General features: G+C 71.9%; 26 protein-coding genes and 3 pseudogenes. 17 read left to right on the top strand and 12 right to left on the bottom strand.

Features of this window, described 5'->3' with window-relative positions; genetic code table 11:
• Positions 1–30 precede the first annotated feature (30 nt).
• From ACZ3TS_RS19195 to ACZ3TS_RS19180, 4 genes are read left to right on the top strand one after another with little or no spacing between them, the layout of a single operon-like run.
• Entirely contained in the window at positions 31–1194 is a 1164-nt protein-coding gene (locus ACZ3TS_RS19195; RefSeq protein ID WP_467619264.1) for a phytanoyl-CoA dioxygenase family protein, read from the top strand.
• Positions 1195–1209: 15 nt separating this feature from the next.
• Positions 1210–1971 carry an SDR family oxidoreductase gene (locus tag ACZ3TS_RS19190; protein ID WP_467619262.1) on the top strand — a complete coding sequence of 254 codons (762 nt, stop codon included), beginning with the start codon at positions 1210–1212 and terminating at the stop codon, positions 1969–1971.
• Positions 1972–2025: 54 nt separating this feature from the next.
• Entirely contained in the window at positions 2026–3051 is a 1026-nt protein-coding gene (locus tag ACZ3TS_RS19185) for a Gfo/Idh/MocA family protein (protein ID WP_467619261.1), read from the top strand.
• Entirely contained in the window at positions 3048–4085 is a 1038-nt protein-coding gene (locus tag ACZ3TS_RS19180; RefSeq protein WP_467619260.1) for a Gfo/Idh/MocA family protein, read from the top strand. The genes ACZ3TS_RS19185 and ACZ3TS_RS19180 overlap by 4 nt, the downstream gene beginning before the upstream one ends.
• A 12-nt stretch (positions 4086–4097) precedes the next feature.
• Here ACZ3TS_RS19180 and ACZ3TS_RS19175 read toward each other — a convergent pair whose 3' ends face one another.
• Together ACZ3TS_RS19175 and ACZ3TS_RS19170 are read right to left on the bottom strand one after the other, a co-directional pair.
• Entirely contained in the window at positions 4098–5276 is a 1179-nt protein-coding gene (locus tag ACZ3TS_RS19175) for an acyl-CoA dehydrogenase family protein (RefSeq protein ID WP_467619257.1), read from the bottom strand.
• A 135-nt stretch (positions 5277–5411) separates the two neighbouring features.
• Positions 5412–5783: a four-helix bundle copper-binding protein gene (locus ACZ3TS_RS19170; RefSeq protein WP_467619256.1), complete on the bottom strand. Its 372-nt coding sequence runs from the start codon at positions 5781–5783 to the stop codon at positions 5412–5414.
• A gap of 152 nt (positions 5784–5935) precedes the next feature.
• On the opposite strand from ACZ3TS_RS19170, the gene ACZ3TS_RS19165 reads away from it, so the two are divergent.
• Positions 5936–6064: a ChaB family protein gene (locus ACZ3TS_RS19165; protein ID WP_467619254.1), complete on the top strand. Its 129-nt coding sequence runs from the start codon at positions 5936–5938 to the stop codon at positions 6062–6064.
• Positions 6065–6183: 119 nt separating this feature from the next.
• Here the strand turns inward: ACZ3TS_RS19165 and ACZ3TS_RS19160 are convergent, their stop codons facing one another.
• The gene (locus ACZ3TS_RS19160) at positions 6184–6552 is read right to left on the bottom strand and encodes a DUF6479 family protein (RefSeq protein WP_467619252.1); all 369 of its coding nucleotides are present in this window, start codon (positions 6550–6552) and stop codon (positions 6184–6186) included.
• 91 nt (positions 6553–6643) lie between these two features.
• Positions 6644–7999 (bottom strand): NAD(P)/FAD-dependent oxidoreductase, encoded by a 1356-nt coding sequence (locus tag ACZ3TS_RS19155; RefSeq protein ID WP_467619251.1) that lies wholly within the window; start codon positions 7997–7999, stop codon positions 6644–6646.
• A 251-nt stretch (positions 8000–8250) separates the two neighbouring features.
• Between ACZ3TS_RS19155 and ACZ3TS_RS19150 the strand changes: the two are divergent.
• Both ACZ3TS_RS19150 and ACZ3TS_RS19145 read left to right on the top strand, forming a co-directional pair.
• Positions 8251–9078 (top strand): annotated as a pseudogene (locus ACZ3TS_RS19150) (hydroxyacid dehydrogenase); the annotation flags it as partial.
• 120 nt (positions 9079–9198) lie between these two features.
• A pseudogene (locus ACZ3TS_RS19145) lies at positions 9199–9558 on the top strand (LacI family DNA-binding transcriptional regulator); the annotation flags it as partial.
• 310 nt (positions 9559–9868) lie between these two features.
• Here ACZ3TS_RS19145 and ACZ3TS_RS19140 read toward each other — a convergent pair.
• Positions 9869–10471: a nitroreductase family protein gene (locus ACZ3TS_RS19140; RefSeq protein WP_467619248.1), complete on the bottom strand. Its 603-nt coding sequence runs from the start codon at positions 10469–10471 to the stop codon at positions 9869–9871.
• Positions 10472–10715: 244 nt separating this feature from the next.
• Between ACZ3TS_RS19140 and dhaK the strand changes: the two genes are divergently transcribed.
• From dhaK to ACZ3TS_RS19125, 3 genes are read left to right on the top strand one after another with little or no spacing between them, the layout of a single operon-like run.
• Entirely contained in the window at positions 10716–11708 is a 993-nt protein-coding gene (dhaK, locus tag ACZ3TS_RS19135; RefSeq protein WP_467619246.1) for a dihydroxyacetone kinase subunit DhaK, read from the top strand.
• A gap of 35 nt (positions 11709–11743) precedes the next feature.
• On the top strand, positions 11744–12343 hold the full coding sequence (dhaL, locus tag ACZ3TS_RS19130) for a dihydroxyacetone kinase subunit DhaL (protein ID WP_467619244.1): 600 nt from the start codon (positions 11744–11746) through the stop codon (positions 12341–12343).
• Positions 12336–12752 carry a PTS-dependent dihydroxyacetone kinase phosphotransferase subunit DhaM gene (locus tag ACZ3TS_RS19125; RefSeq protein ID WP_467619243.1) on the top strand — a complete coding sequence of 139 codons (417 nt, stop codon included), beginning with the start codon at positions 12336–12338 and terminating at the stop codon, positions 12750–12752. Before dhaL ends, ACZ3TS_RS19125 begins: the two co-directional genes overlap by 8 nt.
• A gap of 80 nt (positions 12753–12832) precedes the next feature.
• Here the strand turns inward: ACZ3TS_RS19125 and ACZ3TS_RS19120 are convergent.
• Positions 12833–13036, bottom strand: a pseudogene (locus tag ACZ3TS_RS19120) (glycoside hydrolase family 75 protein); the annotation flags it as partial.
• 283 nt (positions 13037–13319) lie between these two features.
• Between ACZ3TS_RS19120 and ACZ3TS_RS19115 the strand changes: the two are divergent.
• Complete coding sequence (locus tag ACZ3TS_RS19115) at positions 13320–14309, top strand: fibronectin type III domain-containing protein (protein ID WP_467619241.1); 990 nt, start codon at positions 13320–13322, stop codon at positions 14307–14309.
• A gap of 35 nt (positions 14310–14344) precedes the next feature.
• Here the strand turns inward: ACZ3TS_RS19115 and ACZ3TS_RS19110 are convergent, their stop codons facing one another.
• The 3 genes from ACZ3TS_RS19110 to ACZ3TS_RS19100 all read right to left on the bottom strand — a co-directional run bounded on the left by ACZ3TS_RS19110 (position 14345) and on the right by ACZ3TS_RS19100 (position 17858).
• Positions 14345–14890, bottom strand: a complete 546-nt coding sequence (locus ACZ3TS_RS19110; RefSeq protein ID WP_467619240.1) for a PadR family transcriptional regulator — start codon at positions 14888–14890, stop codon at positions 14345–14347.
• 31 nt (positions 14891–14921) lie between these two features.
• Complete coding sequence (locus ACZ3TS_RS19105; RefSeq protein WP_467619237.1) at positions 14922–16937, bottom strand: FAD-dependent oxidoreductase; 2016 nt, start codon at positions 16935–16937, stop codon at positions 14922–14924.
• Between the two features lie 144 nt (positions 16938–17081).
• Positions 17082–17858 carry a putative protein N(5)-glutamine methyltransferase gene (locus tag ACZ3TS_RS19100; RefSeq protein WP_467619235.1) on the bottom strand — a complete coding sequence of 259 codons (777 nt, stop codon included), beginning with the start codon at positions 17856–17858 and terminating at the stop codon, positions 17082–17084.
• Positions 17859–18215: 357 nt separating this feature from the next.
• On the opposite strand from ACZ3TS_RS19100, the gene ACZ3TS_RS19095 reads away from it, so the two are divergent.
• On the top strand, positions 18216–18635 hold the full coding sequence (locus tag ACZ3TS_RS19095; protein WP_467619392.1) for a MarR family winged helix-turn-helix transcriptional regulator: 420 nt from the start codon (positions 18216–18218) through the stop codon (positions 18633–18635).
• Here the strand turns inward: ACZ3TS_RS19095 and ACZ3TS_RS19090 are convergent, their stop codons facing one another.
• The gene (locus ACZ3TS_RS19090) at positions 18636–19352 is read right to left on the bottom strand and encodes a GNAT family N-acetyltransferase (RefSeq protein WP_467619233.1); all 717 of its coding nucleotides are present in this window, start codon (positions 19350–19352) and stop codon (positions 18636–18638) included.
• Positions 19349–20275 (bottom strand): NADP-dependent oxidoreductase, encoded by a 927-nt coding sequence (locus tag ACZ3TS_RS19085; protein ID WP_467619230.1) that lies wholly within the window; start codon positions 20273–20275, stop codon positions 19349–19351. The genes ACZ3TS_RS19090 and ACZ3TS_RS19085 overlap by 4 nt, the downstream gene beginning before the upstream one ends.
• Positions 20276–20519: 244 nt before the next feature.
• On the opposite strand from ACZ3TS_RS19085, the gene ACZ3TS_RS19080 reads away from it, so the two are divergent.
• From ACZ3TS_RS19080 to ACZ3TS_RS19060, 5 genes are all read left to right on the top strand, one after another.
• Entirely contained in the window at positions 20520–21125 is a 606-nt protein-coding gene (locus ACZ3TS_RS19080) for a sulfite oxidase-like oxidoreductase (protein WP_467619229.1), read from the top strand.
• Positions 21118–21891, top strand: a complete 774-nt coding sequence (locus ACZ3TS_RS19075; RefSeq protein WP_467619228.1) for a ferredoxin reductase — start codon at positions 21118–21120, stop codon at positions 21889–21891. Before ACZ3TS_RS19080 ends, ACZ3TS_RS19075 begins: the two co-directional genes overlap by 8 nt.
• A gap of 287 nt (positions 21892–22178) precedes the next feature.
• Positions 22179–22763, top strand: coding sequence for an Rv1733c family protein (locus tag ACZ3TS_RS19070; RefSeq protein WP_467619225.1), 585 nt, complete (start codon positions 22179–22181; stop codon positions 22761–22763).
• A 106-nt stretch (positions 22764–22869) separates the two neighbouring features.
• Complete coding sequence (locus tag ACZ3TS_RS19065; RefSeq protein ID WP_467619223.1) at positions 22870–23835, top strand: acetylxylan esterase; 966 nt, start codon at positions 22870–22872, stop codon at positions 23833–23835.
• A gap of 8 nt (positions 23836–23843) precedes the next feature.
• Positions 23844–24248, top strand: coding sequence for a nuclear transport factor 2 family protein (locus ACZ3TS_RS19060; protein WP_467619222.1), 405 nt, complete (start codon positions 23844–23846; stop codon positions 24246–24248).
• 279 nt (positions 24249–24527) lie between these two features.
• Here ACZ3TS_RS19060 and ACZ3TS_RS19055 read toward each other — a convergent pair whose 3' ends face one another.
• Positions 24528–25271, bottom strand: coding sequence for a class I SAM-dependent methyltransferase (locus ACZ3TS_RS19055; RefSeq protein WP_467619219.1), 744 nt, complete (start codon positions 25269–25271; stop codon positions 24528–24530).
• Between the last annotated feature and the right edge of the window lie 89 nt (positions 25272–25360).

Below are 25360 nucleotides of genomic sequence, written 5' to 3'. Positions count from 1 at the left end.
GAGACGACGGCACTGCGAAAGGACTGTGCGATGTCTCTCACCGCCACCGGACAGGCCACTTGGCTGAGCGAGGAGGACGGCGACCTCGACGCCTTCCGTTCCCTGGTCGACGCACGCACCGATCCGGGGGACTACCCCCACGCCGAGGGCGTCGAGCAGAACGTCCTCGTGTACGACAGCGACCGGCTGCGGGCCGCCGACCCCAAGCAGGTGCAGACCGAGTGGGTGCGTGCCCTGTCGAACGGCCCCGGCATCGTGGTGCTCAAGCGCGCGTTCCGCGACCTCGGCGTGGTGGACCGCGCGAGTGCCGCCTTCACCGCGCTGATCGAACAGGAGCGGGCAGCGGGAACCGCCCGCGGGGACCACTTCGCCCAGCCCGGTGCCAACGACCGGGTGTGGAACGCGCTCGACAAGATGGCAGCACGCGACCCGGAGACGTTCGCCGACTACTACGGCAACGACATGCTGGCGCTGGTCGCCGAAGCCTGGCTCGGCCCGGGCTACCAGATCACCTCGCAGATCAACCAGGTCAACCCCGGCGGCGCGGCGCAGAGCGTGCACCGCGACTACCACCTCGGCTTCCTGGGCCAGGAGCAGGCGGCCCGGTACCCGGCGCATGTCCACCGGCTCTCCCCCGTCCTGACGCTCCAGGGCGCGGTGGCGCACTGCGACATGCCCGTGGAGTCCGGCCCGACGCTGTACCTGCCGCACTCGCAGAAGTACGAGCCGGGCTATCTGGCCTGGCGGCGGCCGGAATTCATCGCGTACTTCGACGAGCACCACGTCCAACTGCCCCTGCAGAAGGGCGACGCGGTCTTCTTCAACCCCGCGCTGTTCCACGCCGCCGGACACAACAGGTCAGCCGACATCAGGCGCATGGCGAACCTGCTGCAGATCTCCTCGGCCTTCGGCCGCGCCATGGAGACGGTCGACCGCGAAGCGGTGTCGAACGCGCTCTACCCGGTGCTGCTACGACGCCGGAGCGAGGGCGCCGCCGAGCAGTGGCTGCGGCGGGTGGTCGCCGCCTGCGCCGAGGGCTATCCCTTTCCCACCAATCTGGATCTGGACCCGCCGGTCGAGGGACTGGCGCCGCCGTCCCAGGCGGACACCGTGTGGCGGGCCGTGTGCGAAGGCTGGAGCCCGGAGCGGCTGTGCCGGGAACTGCGGGCCGGCGCCGAGCGCCGCAGGATCTGAAAGGAACACGCACTCATGGGACTTCTTCAGGACAAGGTCGTCCTCGTCAACGGCGGGAGCCAGGGCGTCGGCGCCGGCATCGTCCGCGCCGCCCTCCGCGAGGGGGCGCGCGTCGTCTTCACCGGGCGCCGGGCCGACGTCGGAGAGAAGTCGGCGGCCGAGACCGGCGCCGCTTTCGTACGGGCGGACCTCGCTGACCCCGAGCAGGCGCGGGGAAGCGTGGAGGAGGTCGTGGAACGCCACGGCCGGATCGACTGTCTGGTGAACGCCGCGGGGCTGACCTCACGCGGTTCGCTGCTGGACACCACCCCGGAGCTGTTCGACGCACACATCGCGATCAATCTCCGGGCGCCGTTCTTCGCGATGCAGGCGGCCGTGCGGGACATGCTGGACCGCAAGACGCCCGGCACCATCGTCAACATCATCACTTCCTCGGCCCACGGCGGGCAGCCCTTCCTCGCCCCGTACGTCGCCGCCAAGGCCGGACTCGCCGGACTGACCCGCAACGCCGCTCACGCGCATCGCTGGGACCGGATCCGGATCAACGGCCTGAACATCGGCTGGACGGACACGGAGGGCGAGGACGCGATCCAGCGCGCCTTCCACGGCGCCGGGGACGACTGGCGCGAGAAGGCGGCCGGGACACAGCCGATGGGCAGGCTGGGGCAGGTCGACGAGATCGCCGACTTCGTCGTGTTCCTCCTCTCCGACCGCAGCGGTGTGGTGACCGGTTCGGTGATCGACTGGGACCAGATCGTCCTCGGCGGACTCGACTGACCTTCACCACCCTGTTTCCGCACCACTCTCCACGATCAATCGGAGCAACTACTCATGCGTATCGGCATTCTGGGCCTCGGCCGGATCGGCGCCTTCCACGCCGCAACACTGGCGGGACTGGACGCGGTGGACTCCCTGGTGGTCACCGACCCCGTGGCCGCGGCCACCGCCTCGGCGGCGGAGCGCTTCGGGGCGACGGCGGTCGGCTCGCCGGAGGCGCTCTTCGCAGCCGGGGTCGACGGCGTCGTGATCGCCGCCGCCACGGACGCGCACCCCGCGCTGATCCTCGCCGCCGTCGAGGCGGGCGTCCCCGTCTTCTGCGAGAAGCCGGTGTCGAAGACCGTCGAGGAGAGCCTGACCGTGCTGCGCGCGGTACGGGACAGCGGCATCGAGGCGCACATCGGTTACAACCGGCGCTTCGACGCGGGCTGTGTCGCCGCGCGCAAGGCGGTCCTCGCCGACGAACTCGGCAAGCTGCACACCGTACGGTCCACCACCTTGGATCCGGCGCCGCCGCCGGAGGCGTACATCGCCGTCTCCGGCGGAATCTTCCGCGACTGCTCGGTGCACGACTTCGACATCGTGCGCTGGGTGACCGGGCGGGAGGTCACCGAGGTGTACGCGGCCGGCGGCAATCGCGGCGCCCAGTACATCGCGGCCGCGGGCGACGTCGACACCGCTTCCGCGATCCTCACGCTGGACGACGGCACGCTGGCCGTGGTCTCCAACTCCCGGCATAACGGGCGCGGTTACGACGTACGCCTGGAACTGCACGGCATGAAGGACAGCATCGCCGTCGGCCTTGAGGACAAGCTGCCGCTGCGGTCCGTCGAGCCCGACGCCACCTTCCCGGCCGGCGCCCCGCACCACTTCTTCATGGACCGCTTCGCCGACGCCTACCGCGCCGAGCTCACCGCGTTCACCGAGGTCGTGGCGGGCCGCACGCCTTCGCCCTGTACCGTGGCAGACGCCATCGAGGCGAGCTGGATCGCCGAGGCCTGCACGCTGTCGCTGGCGGAGCACCGACCGGTGCGGATGGACGAGGTACGCAAAGACGTGGACGAGGTGGGCAAGGCATGAGCGAACCCCTGCGGATCGGGATCCTGGGCGCGGCCCGGATCACCGAACGGGCCCTCGTCTCCCCGGCCCGCGCGGGCGGCCACCGTCTGGTGGCGGTCGCCGCCCGCGACCGCGACCGGGCGCGGGCGTTCGCCGAGGCCCATGGCGTGGAGCGGGTCGTGGACTCGTACGCCGGTCTCGTCGCCGACCCCGAGGTCGAGGTCGTCTACAACCCGCTCCCCAACGGGCTGCACGGCCCGTGGAACCTGGCGGCGCTGAAGGCGGGCAAGCACGTACTGAGCGAGAAGCCGTCCGCGAGCAACGCCGGGGAGGCGGCCGAGGTGCGCGACGCCGCCCTCAAGGCGGGCACGGTCTTCATGGAGGGCTTCCACTACCTCTTCCACCCGGTCACCCGGCGGCTGCACGAACTGCTGGCCTCCGGCGAACTCGGCGAACTGCGGCATGTGGAGACCGTGGTGGCGATGCCCGCCCCACCCGACGACGACGTGCGCTGGTCGTTCCGGCTGGCGGGCGGGGCCATGATGGACCTGGGCTGCTACGGCCTGCACGCGCAGCGGATGTTCGCCCCGTGGGCGGGCGGCGCTCCCGGGCTCGTCTCGGCGCGCGGCGGAGAGCAGGCCAAGGCGCCGGGTGTCGACGCATGGCTGGACGCGGAACTCGCCTTCCCCGGTGGCGCCACCGGCTCCGCGCGCTGTTCCATGGCGCACGACACCTGGCAGGCGACCTGCCGGGTGGTCGGCACCCGGGGCGAGGCGACGGCGCTCGACTTCGTGCTGCCGCACCAGGACGACCGGGTGGTGGTGCGCACGGAGTCGGGCGAGCGGACGGAGGAGCTGGGCCGCAGGTCCTCGTACAGCTACCAACTGGACGCGTTCGCGGCCCATGTCCGCGACGGCGAACCGCTGCCTCCCCCGGACTCCGTCCGGGGGTACCCCCATCTCGCTTCGCTCGACGCGGAGGATGCGCTGGCGACGATGCGGCTCATCGACGCGTGCTACGAGAAGGCTGGTTTCGCGCCCCGGCCGCGCAGTTGAACCGCGGGAGCATCACCTGCGTACGCGGGGCATCCCGAGACCGATCCAGGAAATGATCTCGCGCTGGATCTCGTTGTTCCCGCCGCCGAAAGTGAAGATCACGGCCGAGCGGTAGCCGCGCTCCAGCTCGCCATGGAGCACGGCGCCCGCCGATCCCTCCTTCAGTGCGCCCGCGGCCACCACGATCTCCATGAGCCAGGCGTAGGCGTCGCGGCGGGCCTCGGAGCCGTACACCTTCACGGCGGAGGCGTCCTGCGGGGTGAGCGTGCCCTCCTGGACGGCGTTCACCATCTGCCAGTTGAGGAGCTTCATCGCGTCCAGCTTCATATGCGTCCGGGCGAGGAGGCGCCGTACCCAGGACAGGTCGATCACCCGGCGGCCGTCGGCGAGCTTGGTCTCCATGGACCAGCGCTGCACGTCGTGCAGGGCGCGGATCGCCATGGTGCCGTGCGCGGCGAGGGTGACGCGCTCGTGGTTGAGCTGGTTGGTGATCAGCCGCCAGCCCATGTTCTCCTCCCCGACGCGGTGGGAGACCGGGACACGGATGTTCTCGTAATAGCTGGCCGTGGTGTCGTGCGAGGCGAGCGTGCGGATGAGGGTGCAGGAGTAGCCCGGGTCGGAGGTCGGCACGAGCAGCATGGTGATGCCCTTGTGCGGCGGCGCGTCCGGATCGGTGCGCACGGCGAGCCACACCCAGTCCGCCGTGTCGCCGTTGGTGGTCCAGATCTTCTGCCCGTTGACGACGTAGTGGTCGCCGTTGCGGACCGCGCGCGTCTTCAGGGACGCCAGGTCCGTGCCCGCGTCCGGTTCGCTGTAGCCGATCGCGAAGTCGACCTCGCCGGAGAGGATCTTCGGCAGGAAGTACGCCTTCTGCTCGTCCGTGCCGAACTGCATGAGCGTCGGGCCGACCGTGTTCAGCGCCATCAGCGGGAGCGGCACCCCCGCCTGGGCTGCCTCGTCGAAGAAGATGAACTGTTCCATGGGGGTCAGCCCGCGGCCGCCGTACTCCTTCGGCCAGCCCACGCCGAGCCAGCCGTCGCGGCCGAGACGGCGGATGGTGTCGCGGTAGAAGCGCTTCTGCGCCGCGGGGTCGGCGTAGCGGGCATAGGCGTTGTCCGGCACCAGTTCGGCGAAGTAGCCACGCAGTTCGGTGCGCAACCGCTGCTGCTCGGGCGTGTAGTCGAGATGCACGGCGCCTCCAGGCTCCCCAAGGCCGGTCCTGACGGCGCACACGGTAGAACGTGTTTCAGAAATTGGGAATGGCGGCGGGCGGGAATGCCAGTGCGCCGGCGCCCGGGCGGCGGCGCACGGGTGGCCCCCGGTCCCTCAGCGCAGCGTCTGGATGAAGTCGGTGCATGCCCGGGCGCAGGCACGGCAGGCCCGCGCGGCCGCCTCACCGCCGGGGTCCTCGTCGAACACGTGCGCGCACTCCAGGCACGCGGCCCGGCACCACTCCACCTGACCGAGGATGTCGGCCTCGTCCTGGCCGCCCTGTTCGGACAGCACGCGGCAGGTCGCGTCGCAGACCTCCGCGCACATGATCCCCTTGCGCCGCAGAAGTTCCTGGTCGTGGGTCGCGTCCGGTTCCGCGAGGCTCGCACGCAGGGCGCAAGCCCGCGCACACTCGGTGCAGGTCTGCGCACATGCGAAGCGGTCCTCCAGGAAGCGGTAGACCTCCTGTTGGGATGTCGTGGTCACGGGGTGCGGGTAGCCGCTGCCGACCTCGTCAAACCCGGCGTTCCCAAGGGTTCCGAGCCGTTTCCCGGCTCTGTGTGGCACTCGTCGGACCCGGAGGGCGACGGCCCCCCGAGGTGGATCCATGCCCGGCCGGCAGGAGCTGCCGTCCGGGCATGGAGGGCTCTCCCGGGACGCCCCAGCGCACCTGGATCAAGGTCCACGACCCGGCGGTGGAGCAGTACGGCGAGGGTGAACCGGCGCACCGGGTGGCACACGCCGCAATCAGACGCAAGTACGAGTAGGTCGGCTACCACTGGACGCGCAAGGAGGACGGCCGCAAGGACCCCCCGAACCCGCGCTCGGCCCGGCTGGAGCCCGCCATGGATCTCGCTTCGCCCTGTGCGGCGGCCTCACGTGGGGGTCAGCGGCCGCCCGGACCGCCGCTTCCGAACGAGCCGCTGCCGCCCTCGTCCCAGCGGGGGCGCCGCCTCGACGGGCTCGGCCTGGACCCCAGGTTGCCGTGCGCCTTCAACTCGTGCGGTGTGAGACGGTGACGGTCCCTGGGCACCTCCTCGGCCTCCCGGATTTCCAGGACCTCGCGGACCGGACCGTCCTCGGGCAGCCTTGGCTGTTCCTCGGGGCGCGGCGGGCCCGGCTCGCGGCGCCGGATGCGTACGCCCATCCAGAAGGCGCCGATCAGCAGCGCCACCACGATCAGGCCCGCGATCAAGGGCCCGATGCCGATCAGCAGGTCACGGTTCACGGCGATGTCGAGCGTTGCGATGTACATGGGCGCGCGAGTACCCCCGAGGTCCCTCGTGAACCGGGCTCGCTCCGACCGCGCGTGCCGATCGGCGGGCGACGAGATCCGTCCGGTTCCGTCAGTCCGTCGTCTTCTGGGCCGTGTGCGAGGCGATCAGGTCCGGCGTGAGGTAGGCGTCGGTCCGTTCGAAGTCCTTGAGCGTGGCCGGGCGCCCGGCCTGGAAGCCCGTGCGGACGAAGTCGTAGCCCGCCAGCGCGTTGAGCGTCCAGTTCGTCAACGTGCGCAGACGCGCCGGAACCGTGCGCAGGGCCCCCAGGTGGTAGCCGCGCGCGACGACCTGGGCGGGCAGGCCCGTGAGCTCCACGCCGACCGGCTTGGACACGGCGTCGGTGCTGCCGAGGTCCACGACGAGTCCCAGGTCCCGGTGCCGGTAGGAGCTGAGCGGCATGCCGTGCAACGCCGCCGCGACGTTCTTCGCGGCCATCCAGCCCTGGCGCATGGCGTGCTGGGCGGTCGGCGGGCAGATCGCATCGTCGCCCTTCGCGAGGTCGGGGACCGCGGCGGCGTCGCCCAGGGCGAAGACCCCGTCCAGGCCGGGCACCCGCAGATCCGGCCGGACCACCAGCCGCCCACGGTTGGTCTCCGCGTCCAGCGTGGCGATCAGCGGGCTGGGCGCCACCCCCGCGGTCCAGATCAGCGTGTGGCAGGGCAGCTTGCGGCCGTCCGTGAAGGTGACCGTGTTCTCCGTGGCCTCCGCGACCGAGACTCCGAGCGAGATGTTCAGGCCGCGCCGCCTCAGGATGGTGAGGGCCTTCGCGCCCAGCCGGTCGCCGAGTTCGGGCATGAGCTTGGGCGCGATGTCCACGAGGTGCCACTTGACGAGCGTCGGGTCGAGGCCCGGATACCGCTTGACAGCGGCAGTGGTGAGGTGGTGCAGATAGGCGGCGGTCTCGGTGCCGGCGTATCCGCCGCCGACGACCACGAACTGCAGCCGGGTCTCGCGCTCGAACCGGTCGGAGCTCGCCGCCGCGAGGTCGAGCTGGGAGATGACGTGGTCCCGGACCCAGGCCGCCTCGGCCAGCGTCTTCATGCCCACGGCGTACTGCTCCACCCCGGGGATGTTGAACTGACGCGTCACACTGCCCGGCGTCAGCACCAGATAGTCGTAGTGCTCGACGGTCGTCTCGCCGTTTATCTTCCGCACCACCACGGCCTTGGCACCGGGATCGACGCCCACGGCCCCACCGGGCACGATGACCGTGCGGCGCAGCAGACGGCGCAGCGAGACCGCGACCGACTGCGGAGTGAGGATCCCGGAGGCGACGTGCGGCAGCAACGGCAGATAAAGCTGGTGGTCGTAGGGAGTGACGAGCCTCAGCGAGGCCTCGGAGGGCTTCAGGATCCGCTCGAGCTTGCGCGCGGTCTCCATCCCGGCGAATCCGCCGCCGACGATCACGATCCGGGGCACGGCCATGACAGGTCCCTCCAGACGGAGACTTCGACGCCTGCCACGCTAGGGAACACGGCCGGGACCCGCATCCGCAACCGTGGGCTCCAAACGTAGCCTCGCTCAGCGCTCGCCGCGAGCGGTCCCCGGCCGCGGTCCGCCGACCCCCTGCCCGGTCCTCTCCCCCTCTGCTGGCCTCCGTTCGGGAACCGGTTGCCAAGAGCGTTGCCGCACGTCCGGACGGCGGACGGCGCCATCACCGGCACGGGAGAGGGGCGGGCTGGGGGTGCCCGCGACTGGACGCGGAGACCCTGGCGGCGGCGCCGCGGCTGCGTACCGTCCTGCACGCGGCGGGTTCCGTCCGCTCGCTGATCGGCGAGCCACTGTGGCGGGGCGGGATCGCCGTATCGAGTGCGGTGACCGGCAACGCGCTGCCGGTCGCGGAGTACACGCTCGCCATGATCCTGCTCGCGGGCAAGGACACCTTCGCCCACCGTGAGCGGTTCCGGCGCACCCACACCTATCCGTCCCCCTCCGAGACCGCGGCCACCGGGAATCTCGGCCGCCGGGTCGGTGTCATCGGGGCCTCGCGCGTGGGCCGCCGACTGCTGGAGCTGCTGCGGCCGTTCGACTTCACGGTGCTGCTGTACGACCCGTATGTGGCGCATGCCGAAGCGGAGGCGCTGGGCGCCGAACAACTACCGCTGGACGAGCTGTTGCGTCGCAGCGACATCGTCAGCCTGCACGCCCCCGACATCCCCGAGACCCATCACATGCTGGACCGCGACCGGCTCGCCCTCGTCCGGGACGGCGGCGTGCTGATCAACACCTCGCGGGGTGCCCTGGTCGACCATGAGGCGCTCACCGACGAGTTGCTCTCCGGACGCCTGAGCGCGGTCCTGGACGTCACCGAACCCGAACCCCTGCCCGGCTGTTCCCCGCTGTACGGCCTCCCGAACGTCTTCCTGACCCCGCACATCGCGGGCTCCCTCGGCAACGAGCTGGAACGCCTCGGCCGCGTCGTCGTGCAGGAGCTGGAACGCCTGGTCGCGGGTCTCCCGCTGGCCCACGAGGTGCGTCGCGCGGACCTGGCCCGTGTCGCCTGAGCCGCGCCCGGGCGAGCAGGTCCGGCGCACCGTGACCATGGGATACGGTTTCAGCACCGGCGGGCGGCGCGGCCCCGGCTCGTCCGACGAGAAGGTCGCTACCGTGAAGGAGCCGCTACGGTGAGTCAGCGCAAGGCGCCGGTCGAGACCGGACGAGCCACCATCCGCGACCTGGCGGAACGGGCGGGTGTGTCGGTCGCCAGCGTGTCGCGCGTCCTTTCCGGCAACTACCCGGTCTCCGACGAACTGCGCCGCCGGGTGATGAACGTCGTACGGGACCTGGACTACGTCACCAACGCCAACGCCCGCTCCCTGGCCGGCGGCGGCACACCGACCGTGGCGATCCTGCTCAACAACATCACCGGCGCCGCCTTCGCGCACGTCGCCAAGTGCGTCGAGGGCGCCGCCCCGCTGCGCGGCTGGCTCTCCCTGGTCGGCACGACCGGGGACGACCCCGAGCGGGAACTCGCTCTGGTTAACCCCCTTGTCCACGGGCACGGGCCGCGACGACCGGGAAGTCCAGCAGGTGCCCGCAGCCGGAGCCGTACGCGGGCGGCTCCTGTCGTCGAACTCCCGTCGTCCGCCCGGAGGGCGGGCCTCGCGGCGGCGTGGGGGCACCTCCCGCCCGAGCCAAGCCGAGAGTGGGGAGCGTGCTCTCGACGTGCCAGGATCCGGCCCTCGTACAGGATGTACTTGGGCCTGGGCCCGGTGCGGCGAGAGTGCGTGCATGGCGTCGCGAGGCAGGCGGGAGTTCGACGACAGGGCCCAGGGGCCGTCCGGCGGGGTCCTGTCAGCTGTGCCGTCCCCAATGGCCGCGGTGGATGACGTCGTCCGTGTGACGGCGGCGCTCCGCGACCGCGGCGCTCTGCGGCGGTAGGTCGTCCGCGCGGTAGCCGACGGTGATCCCGCCGATCGGGTCGTACTCGTCGGGGATCTCGAACTCGGCGCGGAACGGTCCCAGTTGGGCGGGCATGATGCCGAAGAAGCAGGCGCCGAGGCCCTCGTCGACCGCGGTCAGCAGCATGAGGAGGGCGGCCATCCCGGTGTCGATGTACCAGTACGGCGCGGGCCAACGGGCCTCCGCGCGGTCCTCCCAGCCCTTGTCGGGCTCCGCGTACCGCTCCAGGTAGGCAGCCTTGTGGGCCAGCGGCACCACGACCAGCGGGGCGTCCTGCATGGTCGGCGTCTTCTCGACGCGGGTGGGCACGAACGGCCAGAAGCGGGCGCGGTCGGCGGGGTCGGTGAGGGCGAGGAACGCCCACCCCTGGGAGAAGCCGGCCGACGGCGCCCTCAGCGCGGAGGCGAGAATCCGCTCGATCGTCTCGTCGGCCAGCGGCTTGTCGGAGTAGTGCCGGATCATGCGCCGGCGCCGGACCACCTCGGAGAATTCCATGGCAGAGGATCCTTGCACGGGACGAGGACCTCAGGAGCGCCTCGGCGGTGATGACCATCGGCCGGCAGCGGACGACAAGCCGCTTCCGGCCAAGCATGGTCATGGCGCCCGTCCACCCGCCCGTACACGCCCGAGAACGTCCGTGCACGTGACCATCGCTCCGCGAGCACCGATACTGCCGAGAGTGGAACACCGCAAGCGGACCACCGAGACCCAAGACCGCCCGGCTCGTCAGGAGGCTCTCATGAAGATGTTGATCAACGTCCCGGAAACGGTGGTCGCGGACGCGCTGCGGGGCATGGCGGCCGCGCATCCCGAGCTGACCGTCGACGTGGAGAACCGGGTGATCGTGCGGCGGGACGCCCCGGTCGCCGGCCAGGTCGGCCTCGTGTCCGGCGGCGGCTCCGGGCACGAACCGCTGCACGGCGGCTTCGTGGGCCCGGGCATGCTGTCGGCGGCCTGTCCCGGCGAGGTGTTCACCTCCCCCGTACCGGACCAGATGGTGCGCGCGGCTGCGGCCGTGGACAGCGGCGCGGGCGTGCTCTTCATCGTGAAGAACTACACCGGTGACGTGCTGAACTTCGACATGGCGGCCGAGCTCGCCGAGGACGAGGGCATGCAGGTTGCGAAGGTCCTGGTCAACGATGACGTCGCCGTCACCGACAGCCTGTACACGGCGGGCCGGCGCGGCACCGGCGCCACCCTGTTCGTGGAGAAGATCGCGGGAGCGGCGGCGGACGAGGGGCAGCCGCTCGAGCGTGTGCAGTCCATCGCGCGGCAGGTCAACGAGAACTCCCGCAGTTTCGGTGTCGCCCTGAGCGCCTGCACCACGCCTGCGAAGGGCACTCCCACCTTCGACCTCCCGCCGGGTGAGCTGGAGTTGGGCATCGGCATCCACGGTGAGCCGGGGCGCGAGCGGCGGCCCATGATGACCGCGCGCGAGATCGCCGACTTCTCGGTGGACGCCATCCTTGACGACTTCCGGCCGCGCAATCCCGTGCTGGTCCTGGTCAACGGGATGGGTGCGACCCCGCTCCTGGAGCTGTACGGCTACAACGCGGAAGTGCAGCGGGTCCTGACCGAGCGCGGCGTCCCCGTCGCCCACACCCTGGTCGGCAACTACGTCACCTCCCTCGACATGGCCGGCGCCTCGGTCACCCTGTGCCAGGTCGACGAGGAGCTGCTGCGGCTGTGGGACGCGCCGGTCAACACGCCGGCGCTGCGCTGGGGCAGGTGAGTGAGGTCAACGTCCGTGCCACGCAAGGAGATCCAGTGCTCGACGCCGACTTCTTCCGCCGCTGGATGACGGCAGCCGCCGCATCCGTCGACCGCGAGGCGGAGCGGCTGACCGCGCTCGACTCGCCGATCGGCGACGCCGACCACGGCAGCAATCTGCAACGCGGGTTCCGCGCGGTCACGGCCACGCTGGAGAAGGAGGCGCCGGACACGCCCGGCGCGATTCTCCAGCTCGCGGGGCGGCAGCTGATCTCGACGGTCGGAGGTGCGTCCGGTCCGCTGTACGGCACGCTGCTGCGCCGTACCGGAAAGGCTCTCGGGGACGCCGCCGAGGTCGGTGAGGAACAGCTGGCGGAGGCGCTGAGGGCGGGCGTGGACGCGGTCATGGCGCTGGGCGGAGCCGCACCCGGCGACAAGACCATGATCGACGCCCTGGTACCCGCGGTGGACGCGCTCGGCACCTCGTTCGAAGCGGCGAGCGCCGCCGCGGAAGCGGGTGCCGTCGCGACCACGCCGTTGCAGGCCCGCAAGGGCCGGGCGAGCTATCTGGGCGAGCGCAGCATCGGACACCAGGATCCGGGTGCCACCTCCTCGGCCCTGCTGATCGCCGCACTCGTGGAGGCGACCGGTGAGTGAAACCCATGACAAGCTGGTCGGCATCGTGCTCGTCTCGCACAGCGCCGCCGTCGCCGAGTCGGTCGCCGAACTGGCCAAGGGACTGGCGGGCGGTGGCACCACGGCGCCCGTCGCCCCGGCGGGCGGCACGGTCGACGGCGGGCTCGGCACCAGTCCGGAACTGGTCGCCTCCGCGGCGGCCGCAGTGGACCGGGGCGCCGGGGTCGCCGTGCTCATGGACCTGGGCAGTGCCGTCCTCACGGTGAAGGCCCTGCTCGCGGAGGGCGACGAACTCCCGGAGAACACCCGGCTGGTCGACGCGCCCTTCGTCGAGGGCGCGGTCGCGGCGGTGGTCACGGCCTCGGCGGGCGCGGACCTGGCGGCGGTGGAGGCGGCGGCCACGGAGGCGTACTCGTACCGGAAGGAGTGAGGGCGTTCCGGGAAGTCGCCGCCGACCCGAAGCCGCCGCCGGCTCGGGTCGGCAGCGGCTTCCTGGTGCTCTCGTGCGGATCAGTTCTCCCGCAGGAACTTCCGCGCCAGTTCCTCGCCTTGCGCCGCGGCCGCCTGGTGGTTCTCGATCGGCGTCACCCGGGAGTTCCGGAAGACGATGTACGTCACGCCGGAGTCCGTTCCGCCGGTGCGCGGGTCCGGGGGGATACCGAGGGCCACGGCGGTGGCGTACGAGGCCTCGCCGATGATCTGTTTCGGCCCCGTGACGGGAGGGGGCCGCACGGAGCACACGCTCGTCGTGCAGCCGAGTGGTCGGGACCCGACCGGGCCCCGACCACTCGACCGCGCTCGCCGGCGCGGGATCAGCGACGACAGCGGACCGCGCCGTCGGCACGAACTGCCATGAAACACAAGCGAGTTCACGCCGTATCCGGTACCAGCATACGTAGCCAGGGCGCGCCTTAGCGAACGCCGCCCCTCCTCTTGATGCGATCGCGTCAGCCATGGCATACAGGTACAGACCAATCCCATGGAGGGGAGGCAGGCGGTGCGACGCGTTCCCGTACCGGTGATCTGCGGTTCGATCCTGCTCCTGGCGTCCTGCGCCTGGGGTGGCCGGACCGGCGACGACGGCGGACGGCTCCCCTCGGCTCCCCTGGGGGTGACCGCCGTGCCGGGCAGCTCGACCAGCGTGCACGTGATGTGGAACCGGGTGGCGGGCGGTCCGGACATCACCGCGTACGAGGTATTTCGCGGCCCCACCAAGGTGAAGGAGGTGCCGGGCGCCGAGCACATGGTGGACGTGACCCGGCTCGAGCCTTCGAGGTCGTACGTCTTCACGGTCCGGGCCCGGAGCGCCGACGGCGTCCTCGGCCCGGCGAGCCGCGAGGTCCGGGCCACCACACCGGCCGGCGTCGCCACCGACGAACGGGCCCCGTCCCGCCCCGGGCATCCGACCGGCAAGGCCGTCGGGAGCCGGGCGGTGCAGCTGGCCTGGGCACGGTCGGCGGACGACCGGGGTGTGGCGTCGTACGACATCTACCAGGGCGGCTCGAAGATCCACAGCGTGGGCGGCGGGCAGACGGCGGCCGTGGTCACCGGACTGCGGCCGGGGATCCCGTACTCGTTCACGGTCCGGGCGCGGGACGCGGCGGACAACCTGTCACCGGCGAGCGAGGCGGTGCGACTGACCACTCCGCCCGGTTCCGGTGACGGGCAGGGCACCGCGCCGACCCGGTTCCGTGCGACGACCCACCGCGCCGACGGGGCGTACTACCTGGACCTCGCCTGGGTCCCGCCGGACGTCGACGGCGTCGTCACGGAGTACCAGATCCACCTGGACGGACAGCCCGCCACCTCGCTCGTCTGGGGCGGGGCGGCGCCGCGCGCCACCGCCACCGCCACCGCCACCGCCACCTACAGCTTCTACGTGGGCCGGGACGAAGGGGTCATGCACCGGGTCCGCATACGGGCGAAACTGCCGGACGGCACCTGGGGCGGCTTCTCGACCGAGCGGACGGTGACGACGGGCCGTTGACCAGGACGGCCCGACGCCGGCCGCCGCACGGGCGGCTAGACGTGCCCGGGCAACTCCCCGAACTCCTCCAGGGCATGCGTCAGCCACTGGATCCAGAAGGTCTCCAGGTCGATGCCCGCCCGCAGCACAAGGTGCTGGAGGCGGTCCTGCACCGCGTCCTTGCCGGGCCCGAAGTCGCGTTTCTCGATCTCCCAGTACTCGGCCAACTGCTCCTGATGCAGGGCGAGATGACGGCGCAGGTCCGCCTCGATGCCCGCGGTGCCGACGACCGCCGCGGCACGCAGCCGCAGCAGCAGTACATCGCGCGCCGGCTTGGGATCCTGGGACGCTGCCGTCCAGCGGGCGAGTGCGGCGCGGCCGGCGGGCAGGACCTCGTAGGACTTCTTCTGCCCGCGGGCCGGCTGATCGGTGGGGAGGGCGCGGATGAGGCCGTCGCTCTCCAGCCGTCCCAGCTCGCGATAGATCTGCTGGTGGGTCGCCGACCAGAAGTAGCCGATCGACCGGTCGAAACGACGGGTCAGTTCGAGTCCCGACGACGGCTTCTCCAGCAGGGCGGTCAGGATCGCGTGCGGGAGTGACATGGGATCATCCTAAGGAGGCGCCGTACGGGTCCTACAGCGCCGCCGCCAGCTCCGTCCCCTGCTTGATCGCGCGCTTGGCGTCCAGCTCGGCCGCCACGTCGGCCCCGCCGATCAGGTGCGGCGTCCGGCCCGCGGCCACCAGTTCCTCGTACAGGTCGCGGCGCGGCTCCTGCCCGGTGCACAGGACGACCGTGTCGACCTCCAGGACCCGGCTCTCGCCGTCGACGGTGATGTGCAGCCCGGCGTCGTCGATCCGGTCGTAGGTCACGCCCGGAACCATGGTGACGCCACGGTTCTTCAGCTCCGTGCGGTGGATCCAGCCCGTGGTCTTGCCGAGCCCCGCGCCGACCTTGGAGGTCTTGCGCTGGAGGAGGTGGACGGTACGCGGCGGGGCGGGCCGCTCGGGTGCGGCGAGGCCGCCGGGGGCGCGGTAGTCCATGTCGACGCCCCAGTGGCGGAAGTACGTCGCCGGGTCCTCGCTCGCCTTGTCGCCGCCGTCGGTGAGGTACTCGGCGACGTCGAAGCCGATGCCGCCCGCGCCCAGGACGGCGACGCGCTCGCCGACGGGGGCGCCGTCGCGCAGCACATCGAGGTAGCCGAGGACACGGGGGTGGTCGCTGCCGGGGATCTCGGGGGTGCGCGGGGTGACGCCGGTCGCGACGACGATCTCGTCGTGGTCGGTGAGGTCCACGGCGGCGACACGGGTGTTCAGCCGGACGTCCACGCCGTGCAGTTCGAGCTGGGTGCGGAAGTAGCGCAGCGTCTCGTCGAACTCCTGCTTGCCGGGAACCTTGCGGGCGACGTTGAGCTGGCCGCCGATCTCGCCCGCCGCGTCGTAGAGCGTGACGTCGTGGCCGCGCTCGGCGGCCGAGACGGCGCAGGCGAGCCCGGCGGGACCGGCGCCGACCACGGCGACGCGCTTGCGCAGCCGGGTCGGGAACAGGACCAGCTCGGTCTCGTGGCAGGCGCGCGGGTTGACCAGGCAGGAGGTGATCTTCCCACTGAACGTGTGGTCGAGGCAGGCCTGGTTGCAGCCGATGCAGGTGTTGATGGCCTCGGGGCGCCCCTCCGCGGCCTTGGCGACGAAGTCGGGGTCGGCGAGCATCGGGCGGGCCAGCGACACCATGTCGGCGTACCCGTCGGCGAGCAACTGCTCCGCCAGCTCCGGTGTGTTGATGCGGTTGGTCGTCACGAGCGGGACCGAGACGGCGCCCATGACCTTCTTGGTCACCCAGGTGTACGCACCGCGCGGCACGGAGGTGGCGATGGTCGGGATGCGTGCCTCGTGCCAGCCGATGCCGGTGTTGATGATGGTCGCTCCGGCGGCCTCGACCGCCTTGGCGAGCGTGACGACCTCGTCGAGGGAGGAGCCGCCCGGCACGAGGTCGAGCATGGACAGCCGGTAGATGATGACGAAGTCCTCGCCGACCGCCTCGCGGACGCGGCGGACGATCTCCACGGGAAAGCGCATCCGGTTCTCGTACGAGCCGCCCCAGCGGTCCTCGCGCCGGTTGGTCTGCACCGCGACGAACTCGTTGATGAGGTAGCCCTCGGAGCCCATGATCTCGACACCGTCGTACCCGGCGTGCCGGGCCAGACGGGCGGCGCGCGCATAGTCGTCGATCGTCTGCTCGACCTCGGCGTCGGTGAGCGCGTGTGGCACGAACGGGCTGATCGGGGCCTGAAGGTCGCTGGGTGCCACGAGGTCCCGATGGTAGGCGTACCGGCCGAAGTGCAGGATCTGCATCGCGATCCTGCCGCCCTCGCGGTGCACGGCCTCGGTAATGACGGAGTGCTGCTCGGCCTCCGCCTCGGTGGTGAGCTTCGCGCCGCCCTCGTAGGGGCGTCCGGCCTCGTTGGGCGCGATACCGCCGGTGACGATGAGCCCCACTCCTCCGCGCGCCCGGGCTGCGTAGAACGCGGCCATGCGCTCGAAGCCGCGCTCCGCCTCCTCCAGCCCCACGTGCATCGAGCCCATGAGCACACGGTTGGGCAGGGTGGTGAAGCCCAGGTCGAGCGGGGTCAGCAGGTGGGGGTAGCGGCTCATCGGGCCCTCCGTACGGGATGTCGTGCGTCTGTTGTAGACGACGGCACCCCGTTGTGCAACTAGTTGCACAACGGGGGCCGCGACCGGTGAGCCGCCCGACGCCGCCGACGCGATCACCCCGGCCGTCCTGCGCCCGCTCGGCCTCTAACGCCGGGTGCCGATCAGCACATGGGCACTCAGCTCCGCCGAGACGGCGAGCCGGACGGCGAGCCCGCCGCGGATGAACTCCTCCACGGCATGGGGGACTTGGCGCTCGCTCGTCTCGACGAGGAGCAGGCCGCCGGGGGCGAGCCACGGGGACGCCCCGGCGGTGACCCGGCGCAGGACGTCCAGGCCGTCGAAGCCGCCGTCGAGGGCGACGAGTGGCTCGTGCTCGCGGGCCTCGGACGGCAGCAGCGAGACCTCGTCCGTGGGCACGTAGGGGACATTGGCCGCGAGGATGCCGACGCGGCCGCGCAGGCTGCCCGGGAGGGCCGCGAACAGGTCGCCCTCATGGACCCGCCCGCCGTAGGGGGCGACGTTGCGGCGGGCACAGCGCACGGCGACCGGATCGATGTCGGCGGCGTGCAGCTCGGGGCCGTCGAGCGCCGCGGCGAGGGCGGCGCCGACCGCGCCCGAGCCGCAGCACAGATCCACGACCAGCGAGGCGTCGTACCCGAGGGCGACTGCCTGTTCGACGAGGAACTCGGTGCGCCGGCGGGGCACGAAGACGCCCGGCTCCACGGCGACGCGCAGTCCGTGGAACTCGGCCCAGCCCAGGACCTGTTCGAGGGGCAGGCCCGCGACCCGCCGGTCGACCATGGCGGCGACCTCGTCGGGCGTACGAGCGGTGGAGAGGATCAACTCCGCCTCGTCCTCGGCGAAGACACAGCCGGCGGAGCGGAGCGCGGAGACGACGCTGGAGAGCGAAAGTGGTGGCATGGAGCCGAGTAGCCTTCCGGTTTACCGAAGGGCGCCCTCGCGGCCACCTACCGGCGGTGGTCCGCGCTGTCATGAGGTGAGAGCACCCGAGCCGACACAGCAGTAATGGGTCTCACCTCCTCGGCCACGACCGGCCGGGGCGATCCACGGCCGGACGTCACCTTAGCAGGGGGTTCCGCGCCGCCGCGGCCCCCGCCCCGGTCGGCCCCTACGGGGCCGCCTTGAAGTTGTACTGTACAACCAGAACCGCGAGGAGGTCCCGTGGAGACAGCCGAGAGGTCCGGCGAGAGCCCTGTCGCAGAGCGCGCCACCGCGTCGCGCTCCGCCGAGGCGGCCGTCGAGACGATTCATCGCGAGATGACGTCGTTCGCCCGCCGTGCCCGCGCTTCGGCGGGGCGCATGCATCCGGAGCTGTCCCTGGTCTCGTACACGCTGCTCGGGCACCTGGAGGAGAGCGGCGGCTGCCGCGCGACCGACCTGGCCGCGCACTACGCGCTGGACAAGTCCACCGTCAGCCGGCAGGTGGCCGCGCTGGAGCGGGCCGGGCTGATCGAGCGGCGACTCGATCCTGACGACCACCGGGTGCAAGTGCTGCACCTGACCGGGACGGGGACACGGATCCTCGGCCAGGTGACCGAAAGCCGCCGCGAAGCGTTCCGGGAGCGGCTGGTGGGCTGGTCCGAGGAGGACCTGGAACGCTTCGCGGCGTATCTGCTGCGGTACAACGCCGCGGCGGGCGCCACGCCGCTCAGGCCGTCCGCCGCTGCCGCGGATTGATCAGATCCCCACAGCCTGCTCGTCCGCCGCGTGCTCCGGAACCCGGGCCGAGAGGAACTTCGTCGTACGGCGCTGCCGGAAGCCGAGCGACTCGTAGAGCCGGATGGCGTTGGTGTTGCCCGCGCCCGTGTGCAGGAACGGGGTCTCGCCGCGCTCACGGATGCCGTGCGCGACGGCCAGGATCAACCGGGTGGCCAGTCCCCGGCCACGGAAGTCCGGATCGGTGCACACGGCGCTGATCTCGGTCCAGCCCGGGGGGTGCAGCCGCTCGCCCGCCATGGCGACCAGCGCACCGCCCCGACGGATGCCCAGGTAGGTGCCGAGTTCGATGGTGCGCGGCAGGAAGGGGCCGGGCCGGGTGCGCTCGACCAGGTCCAGCATCTCCGGCACATCGGCAGGGGTGAGCCGTACGGCCTCCGGGTCGGGCGCGGCGGCGAGTCCGTCGTCGACGAGCTGCACCCCGTCGAGTGCGAAGGTTATCTCCCAGCCGTCCGGGACCTGCCCGCGGAAACCGGCGAGCGGGGCCTCGGCTCCCGGGCCCGCGAGCGCCGCGAGGTCGGCCCAGTCGTCGGCGTCGGGCTCGTCGGGCAGGCCCACCCACGGTGACACGTCCAGGAGGTAGCGCAGCACGCGCCCCCGTCGCTCGGCGAAGTGGGCGTGCCGGCCGGTCAGCGAGGCGAGCGCCGGGTTGTCGAGGACGTGCCGTTCGGTGCTCATGCACCGACCTCGATCACGACCTTGCCCCGGGCGTGGCCGCCTTCGACCGCGCGCAGGGCCTCCCCGGCCCGCTCGAGCGGGAAGCGCTCGGTGATGTACGGATCGATGTCACCGCGCTCGACCAGGCGCGCGACCTCGTCGAGCACGGCGGCGGTCCTGGCCCGGGCGACGCGCGCGCCGCCCAGCCGCTCGACGTCCTGGGGCGGCGCCCCGGCTGTGATCAGCTTCGAGCGGTCCGGCGGCAGGGTCGCCACCTCTTTCAGCCCGTCACCGCCGATGAGGTCGTACACACCGTCGATGCCGTCGGGAGCTGCCGCCCGCACCCGCGCGGCCAGATCCGGTCCCGCCGGGACGTGCACGGCGCCGAGCTGTTCGACGAAGTCCTTCTTGCCCTCGCTCGCCGTGCCGACGACACGCAGACCGAAGGCGCGGGCGATCTGCACGGCGGCGACGCCGACTCCCCCACCTGCGCCGGTGACCAGCAGGGTCGCGCCCCGGGGCAGGTCGAGCTGGCGGATCCCGTCGTAGGCGGTGGCCACGGCGACCGGCAGGACAGCCGCGTCCGCGAAGGACAGCCCGTCCGGCACGTGCGCGGTCACCGTCGCCTGAAGGAGCGCGTACTCGGCGTACCCGCCGGCCACGGTGTTCCCGAAGACCGCGTCCCCCGCGGCGAAGCCGGTCACGCCCTGTCCCACCTCCTCGACGACGCCGGCGGCCTCGCTGCCGAACACCAAGGGAAACTCGGGCTTGCCCGTCTCGCCGGGACGCCGGAAGCCCGAGCGCAGCTTCCAGTCGATCGGGTTCACGCCCGCCACGCGCACCGCGACAAGGAGCTGTCCGGGGCCCGGGCTCGGCCGGCCGACGTCGATGAACTTCTCGGTCTCCGGGCCGCCGAACCGCGTGTATGCGTACGCCTTGGGCATGACCTGCCTCACTCTCCTTCGCTGTCGCCGGACCACCCGTCGCAGGACCCACCGGTCCGGCCACTACACCGCAAGGAAGATCATGTGACGGGTATTCCCGGGCTCCCGGAGAGTTCATGCGCCCGCAATGATCCAAAGCCCCCGGGGCGGGGAGCAGGGCCGACGGACCCGTACGGTTGAATGCGTACGCATTCATCACGCTCGACCGACGGTCCCGTCCGGACGGTCTGGAGGCACCACCGCCATGAATGTCACCCGAGGCTTCACCGGGCGCCCGCGCGTCCCCGATCCCGGGCTGCCGCCCGGCCAGTACGACGCGGGCGACGACTGGCCCGTCCTGTCCGCCGAGGTGACGCCCGGTCTGGCCGCCGCGGACTGGTCGCTGCGGATCGACGGTCTGGTGGCCGAGCCGCGCACCTGGAGCTGGGAGGACGCGCACGCGCTGCCGGCGTCGGCGTACGAGGGCGACATCCACTGCGTCACCAGCTGGTCGAAGTTCGGGGTGCGGTTCGGGGGCGTGTCCCTGGATGTGTTCCTGGACCTGGTACGGCCCGAGGCGACGGCCACGCACGCCGTCGCGTACTCCCACACCGGCTACACCACCGATCTCCCCCTGGCCGACCTCACCGGCGGGCGCGCCTGGATCGCGTTCGAGTACGACGGGAAGCCGCTGCCGGCCGAGCACGGAGGTCCCGCGCGGCTGCTCGTGCCGCATCTGTACTTCTGGAAGAGCGCCAAGTGGATCGCGGGCCTCAGGATCCTCGACCACGACGAGCCAGGGTTCTGGGAGCAGAACGGCTACCACGCGCGGGGCAACCCGTGGCAGGAGCAGCGGTACTCCGGTGACTGAGACGACCGTGACACCCCAGCCCTTCGTGCCGCCGACGCCCTTCGCGGTGCCCGGGCGGATCACGGTGAGCAACCGCACTGCCGCCCGGTGGCAGACCGCCACGCTGACCGCGATCCGCCGCGAGACGCCATACGCGGCGACGTTCCGGTTCGCGGTGCCCTGCTGGGCGGGTCATCTGCCCGGACAGCATCTGATGCTGCGGCTGACCGCGCCGGACGGCTATGTGGCGCAGCGGCACTATTCCGTCGCGTCGCCGCCCGACGAGTCGGGGGACATCGAACTGACCCTGGACCACGTCGAGGGCGGTGAGGTCTCCGGCTGGTTCCACACGGTGGCGAAGCCCGGGGACGAGGTCCAGGTCCGGGGGCCGCTGAGCGGCTTCTTCGCCTGGCCCGGCGACCGGCCCGCGTTGTTGATCGGCGCGGGCTCGGGGGTCGTCCCGCTGATGTCGATGGTGCGCCACCACCGGGCCCGGGGTCTGCGGGTGCCGCTGCGGCTGTTGGTCTCGGCCCGGGGGCCGCGGGAGCTGATCTACGCGGACGAGTACGGGGCGGAGACCACGCGTGTCTTCACTCGCAGCGCACCCGAGGGTGTGCCCGTGGGCCGTATGTCGGCAGACCACGTGGCGCCGCTCCTGGCCGAGGCGCCTCCCGGTGGATGGGAGGCCTATGTGTGCGGCTCGAACGGATTTGCGGAGCATGCCTCCCGGCTGCTCGTCGCGGCCGGGCAGCCGGTGGACCGCATTCGGATCGAACGCTTCGGCTGACCCGGTCCCGGGTTTCGGGGCCAAATGGCCGGGAACCTCGCCCGAGAGGAGAATTGGCACAAAAAGCCGTTTCATCGGAAGCATCCCGTGCACCGTACGCGCGAGCCCCGTGAGCGGCCGTCCTCCGGTCCCGGAGCCGGCGGCGGGCTGGTGCGCGACGGGTGTTACGCGCTGCTTCCGCGAGGGGGTTCTCCTCGTGGCCGAGGGTGGTGGGCGGGTCGCAGGGACCCGGGCGCCGGGACCGGTCGGCCCCTCCACGAGCGGAACGTGGCGGCAAGGAGGTCGAGATGCGAACCCGGGTGCGCGGCTGGCGCTGGCGCCGCAATCCGCTGCGCCGCCGGTCGGATGTCGTCGAGGCGTGGGCGGCCCTGCTCTTCGCCGTGCTGCTGTGCCTCGGGGCGCCGTTCGCCGGTACGGCCGCGGGCTGGTGGGCCTACGACAACGCGCACGAGACCCAGGTGACCCAGCGCGCCCAGCGCCATCAGGTCTCCGCGGTGCTCGTCGAGGACGCACCGGCCGCGGTGCCCTCGACCCAGGGCAGCAGGCAGCCCTTGTACGACGTGCATGTGCGCTGGAGCGAGCCGGGCAAGGGCACGCGGACCACGGTCGCCCAGGTCCCGGCGGGCTCGCGGCACGGCGACCGGGCGGATGTGTGGCTGGACGCCGAGGACCGTGGCGTCGCCCCGCCGCCGAGCGACGCCGCGGTGTGGCAGCACGCCCTGACGACGGGCCTGTGGGCCGCGGGCGGAGTGGCTGGGGCCGTGCTCCTGGCCCGCGCCGTGATCCGCCGGGTCGCCGAACGGCACCGCATGGCGGAGTGGGAGGCCGAGTGGGCCCGCACCGGACCCGAGTGGCGGCGCCGGACGGCCTGACGCGTTTTCCGGCATGACCGGCCCCCCGGGTTCGAGGTCTGGCGGGTCATCGGTGGCCACCGTACGGTGTGATCATCCGCCCTCCTGACGTCAAAGGTGATCCTTCATGGCCCTGTTCGACCTGCCGCTCGACGAACTCCGCGCGTACCGCAGCGCCTCGGTCGAACCCGCGGACTTCGACGCGTTCTGGACGAAGACGCTGCAGCAGACCCGCGAGCACGACCTGGACGCCCGCTTCGAGCCGGTCGACACGGGCCTGAGGACACTCCAGGTCTACGACGTGACGTTCGCGGGGTTCGGCGGCCATCCGGTCAAGGGCTGGCTGACCGTGCCGGCGTCCGCCGACGGGCCGCTGCCCACAGTCGTGGAGTTCATCGGCTACGGCGGCGGACGCGCTCTTCCGCACATGCACCTGCTGTGGGCGTCGGCGGGCTTCGCGCACTTCGTGATGGACACACGCGGGCAGGGCAGCGCCTGGGGCGGCGGCGAGACGCCGGACCCGGTGGGCAGCGCCCCGGCTTTCCCCGGGTTCATGACGCGCGGCGTCGAGGACCCCGAGACGTACTACTACCGGCGGCTGTTCACGGACGGAGTGCGGGCCGTCGAGGCGGCCCGCGCGCACCCGCTGGCCGACGCCTCCCGCACCGCGGCCGTCGGCACCAGCCAGGGCGGAGGTATCACGCTCGCGGTCGGCGGTCTGGTGCCGGATCTGGTGGCGGTCGCCCCGGACGTGCCCTTCCTGTGCGACTTCCCGCGCGCCACGACGCTCACGGACCGGGACCCGTACCGGGAGATCGGCAAGTACCTCAAGACACACCGGGGCCGCACCGAGCGGGTGATGCGGACGCTCTCGTACTTCGACGGCGTGCACTTCGCCGTGCGTGGCCGGGCTCCCGCGCTGTTCTCGGCGGCGCTGGAGGACCAGACGTGTCCCCCCTCGACGGTGTTCGCCGCGTTCAACGCGTGGGCGCACGAGGACAAGAAGATCGAGGTCTACGACTTCAACGACCACGAGGGCGGCGGCCCGTACCAGGAGGCGGTCAAGCTGCGCTGGCTGCCGGCCCGTTTCTGAGAAGCGGCATGGAGACGGCCGAGGCGGCACACAGGTTCGTCCGGGTGTGGGAGCGGTCCTGGGCGGCACACGACGTGGACGCGATCCTCGCGCTGTACGCCCGGGACTGCCTCCACCGGTCGATGCCGTTCCGCACGCCGCACCGGGGGCGGAGCGAACTGGCCGAGTACGTGCGCTGGTCGTTCGCCTCCGAGCGCACGCTCGACGTCCGTTTCTCCGAGCCGATCGTCGGCCCCGGTCGACGATCGGTGGCGGAGTTCCGGGTGCTGGCCGAGGAGGACGGCAGGCCCGTGACTCTCGCCGGCTGCGTTTTCGTGCGCTTCGACGAGGAGGGGTTCGCCGTGGAGACGCGGGACTACTGGCACACCGTCACCGGCCATCAGGAACCGGGTGGTTCGCTGTTCTTCACCTGACACGACGACCCGACGACCCGAGGAAAATGGCGCTCGTCGACGCCCTGTACAGCGCGCTGTAGGCAGCCGCGGGCGCCACGGGCCGGATTCGGTCGCACTTCCGGGCCGCCTGTGGGTGGTCAGGGTGCGGGCCGGAAGGGCTCTGCTGAGGAAGCGGTCGCGGACGGGGCCCGAGGGCCACGGCAGCGACGTGACCGCCGTGCGCGCCGGCCCAGGACCACCAGAGGGGGGCGACCGCGCTCCCGGCCGGGACCAAAAGGGGCTGGGGCACAGCGCCGGTCAGGCCCGCGGTGCGCCACTCCCCCGCGTGGCCACGATCAACCGGCAGCGCGGGCTGCCGTCGGGCCGCCGGCCGAAGTCGGTCAGGGCCCGGTGCTCGACGGTGAAACCGGCGCGGGTCAGCTCTCCCCGTACGTCACCGAAGCGGAACGCCCGGTAGTACATGACGAACGGCGGCCGCCAGACGGCATTGCGCACGCGCATCGCCGCGTCGAAGCCGAGCAGTGCCCAGTACCAGGGCGAGGCCGGCCGCGGCGGAGCCCCGACCGGGAACGCGAACCGTCCGCCCGGCCGCAGTACGGAGTGGACCTGGGCGAACAGACCGGGAAGCTCGCCCGGCAGGAAGTGCCCGAAGGCGCCGAAGCTCACGACCAGGTCGAAAACGGGACCGAAGGGCAGGGCGCGGGCGTCCGCGCGCACCCAGTCGACGCGCGGCGAGCCCTCGGACCGCATCTGGTCCCGTCCGACGGCCAGCATGCCCGCGCTGAAGTCGACGCCGGTGACGCTCTCACGGCAGACCGTGCGCAGAACGTCCATCCCCGCGCCCGTACCGCAGCACAGGTCGAGCCCGTGCTCGAAGGGACCGATCACCTCCAGTGCCGCTTCGACGGCGTCGAGGACGGCCTCCGGCGTCCGGAAGGGCGTGTGGTCGAACTTGGGCGCGAGCAGGTCGTACCCGTGCTCGACCGAGGACAGCGCCTGAACGGCCAGCTCGCGAAGGGTGGGACCGTGCGGGGAGAACATCACCTTCAGCTTAGATGCAGCGCGCTCGCTCTGAGCGTCGAGGATCACCATGAACCCGGCCAGCACAGCAGGGCGAGAGCGCGCCGGCG

The sequence above is a fragment of the Streptomyces sp. NPDC022910 genome, assembly GCF_055561075.1.
This window is presented reverse-complemented; position numbering and strand designations above follow the sequence as displayed.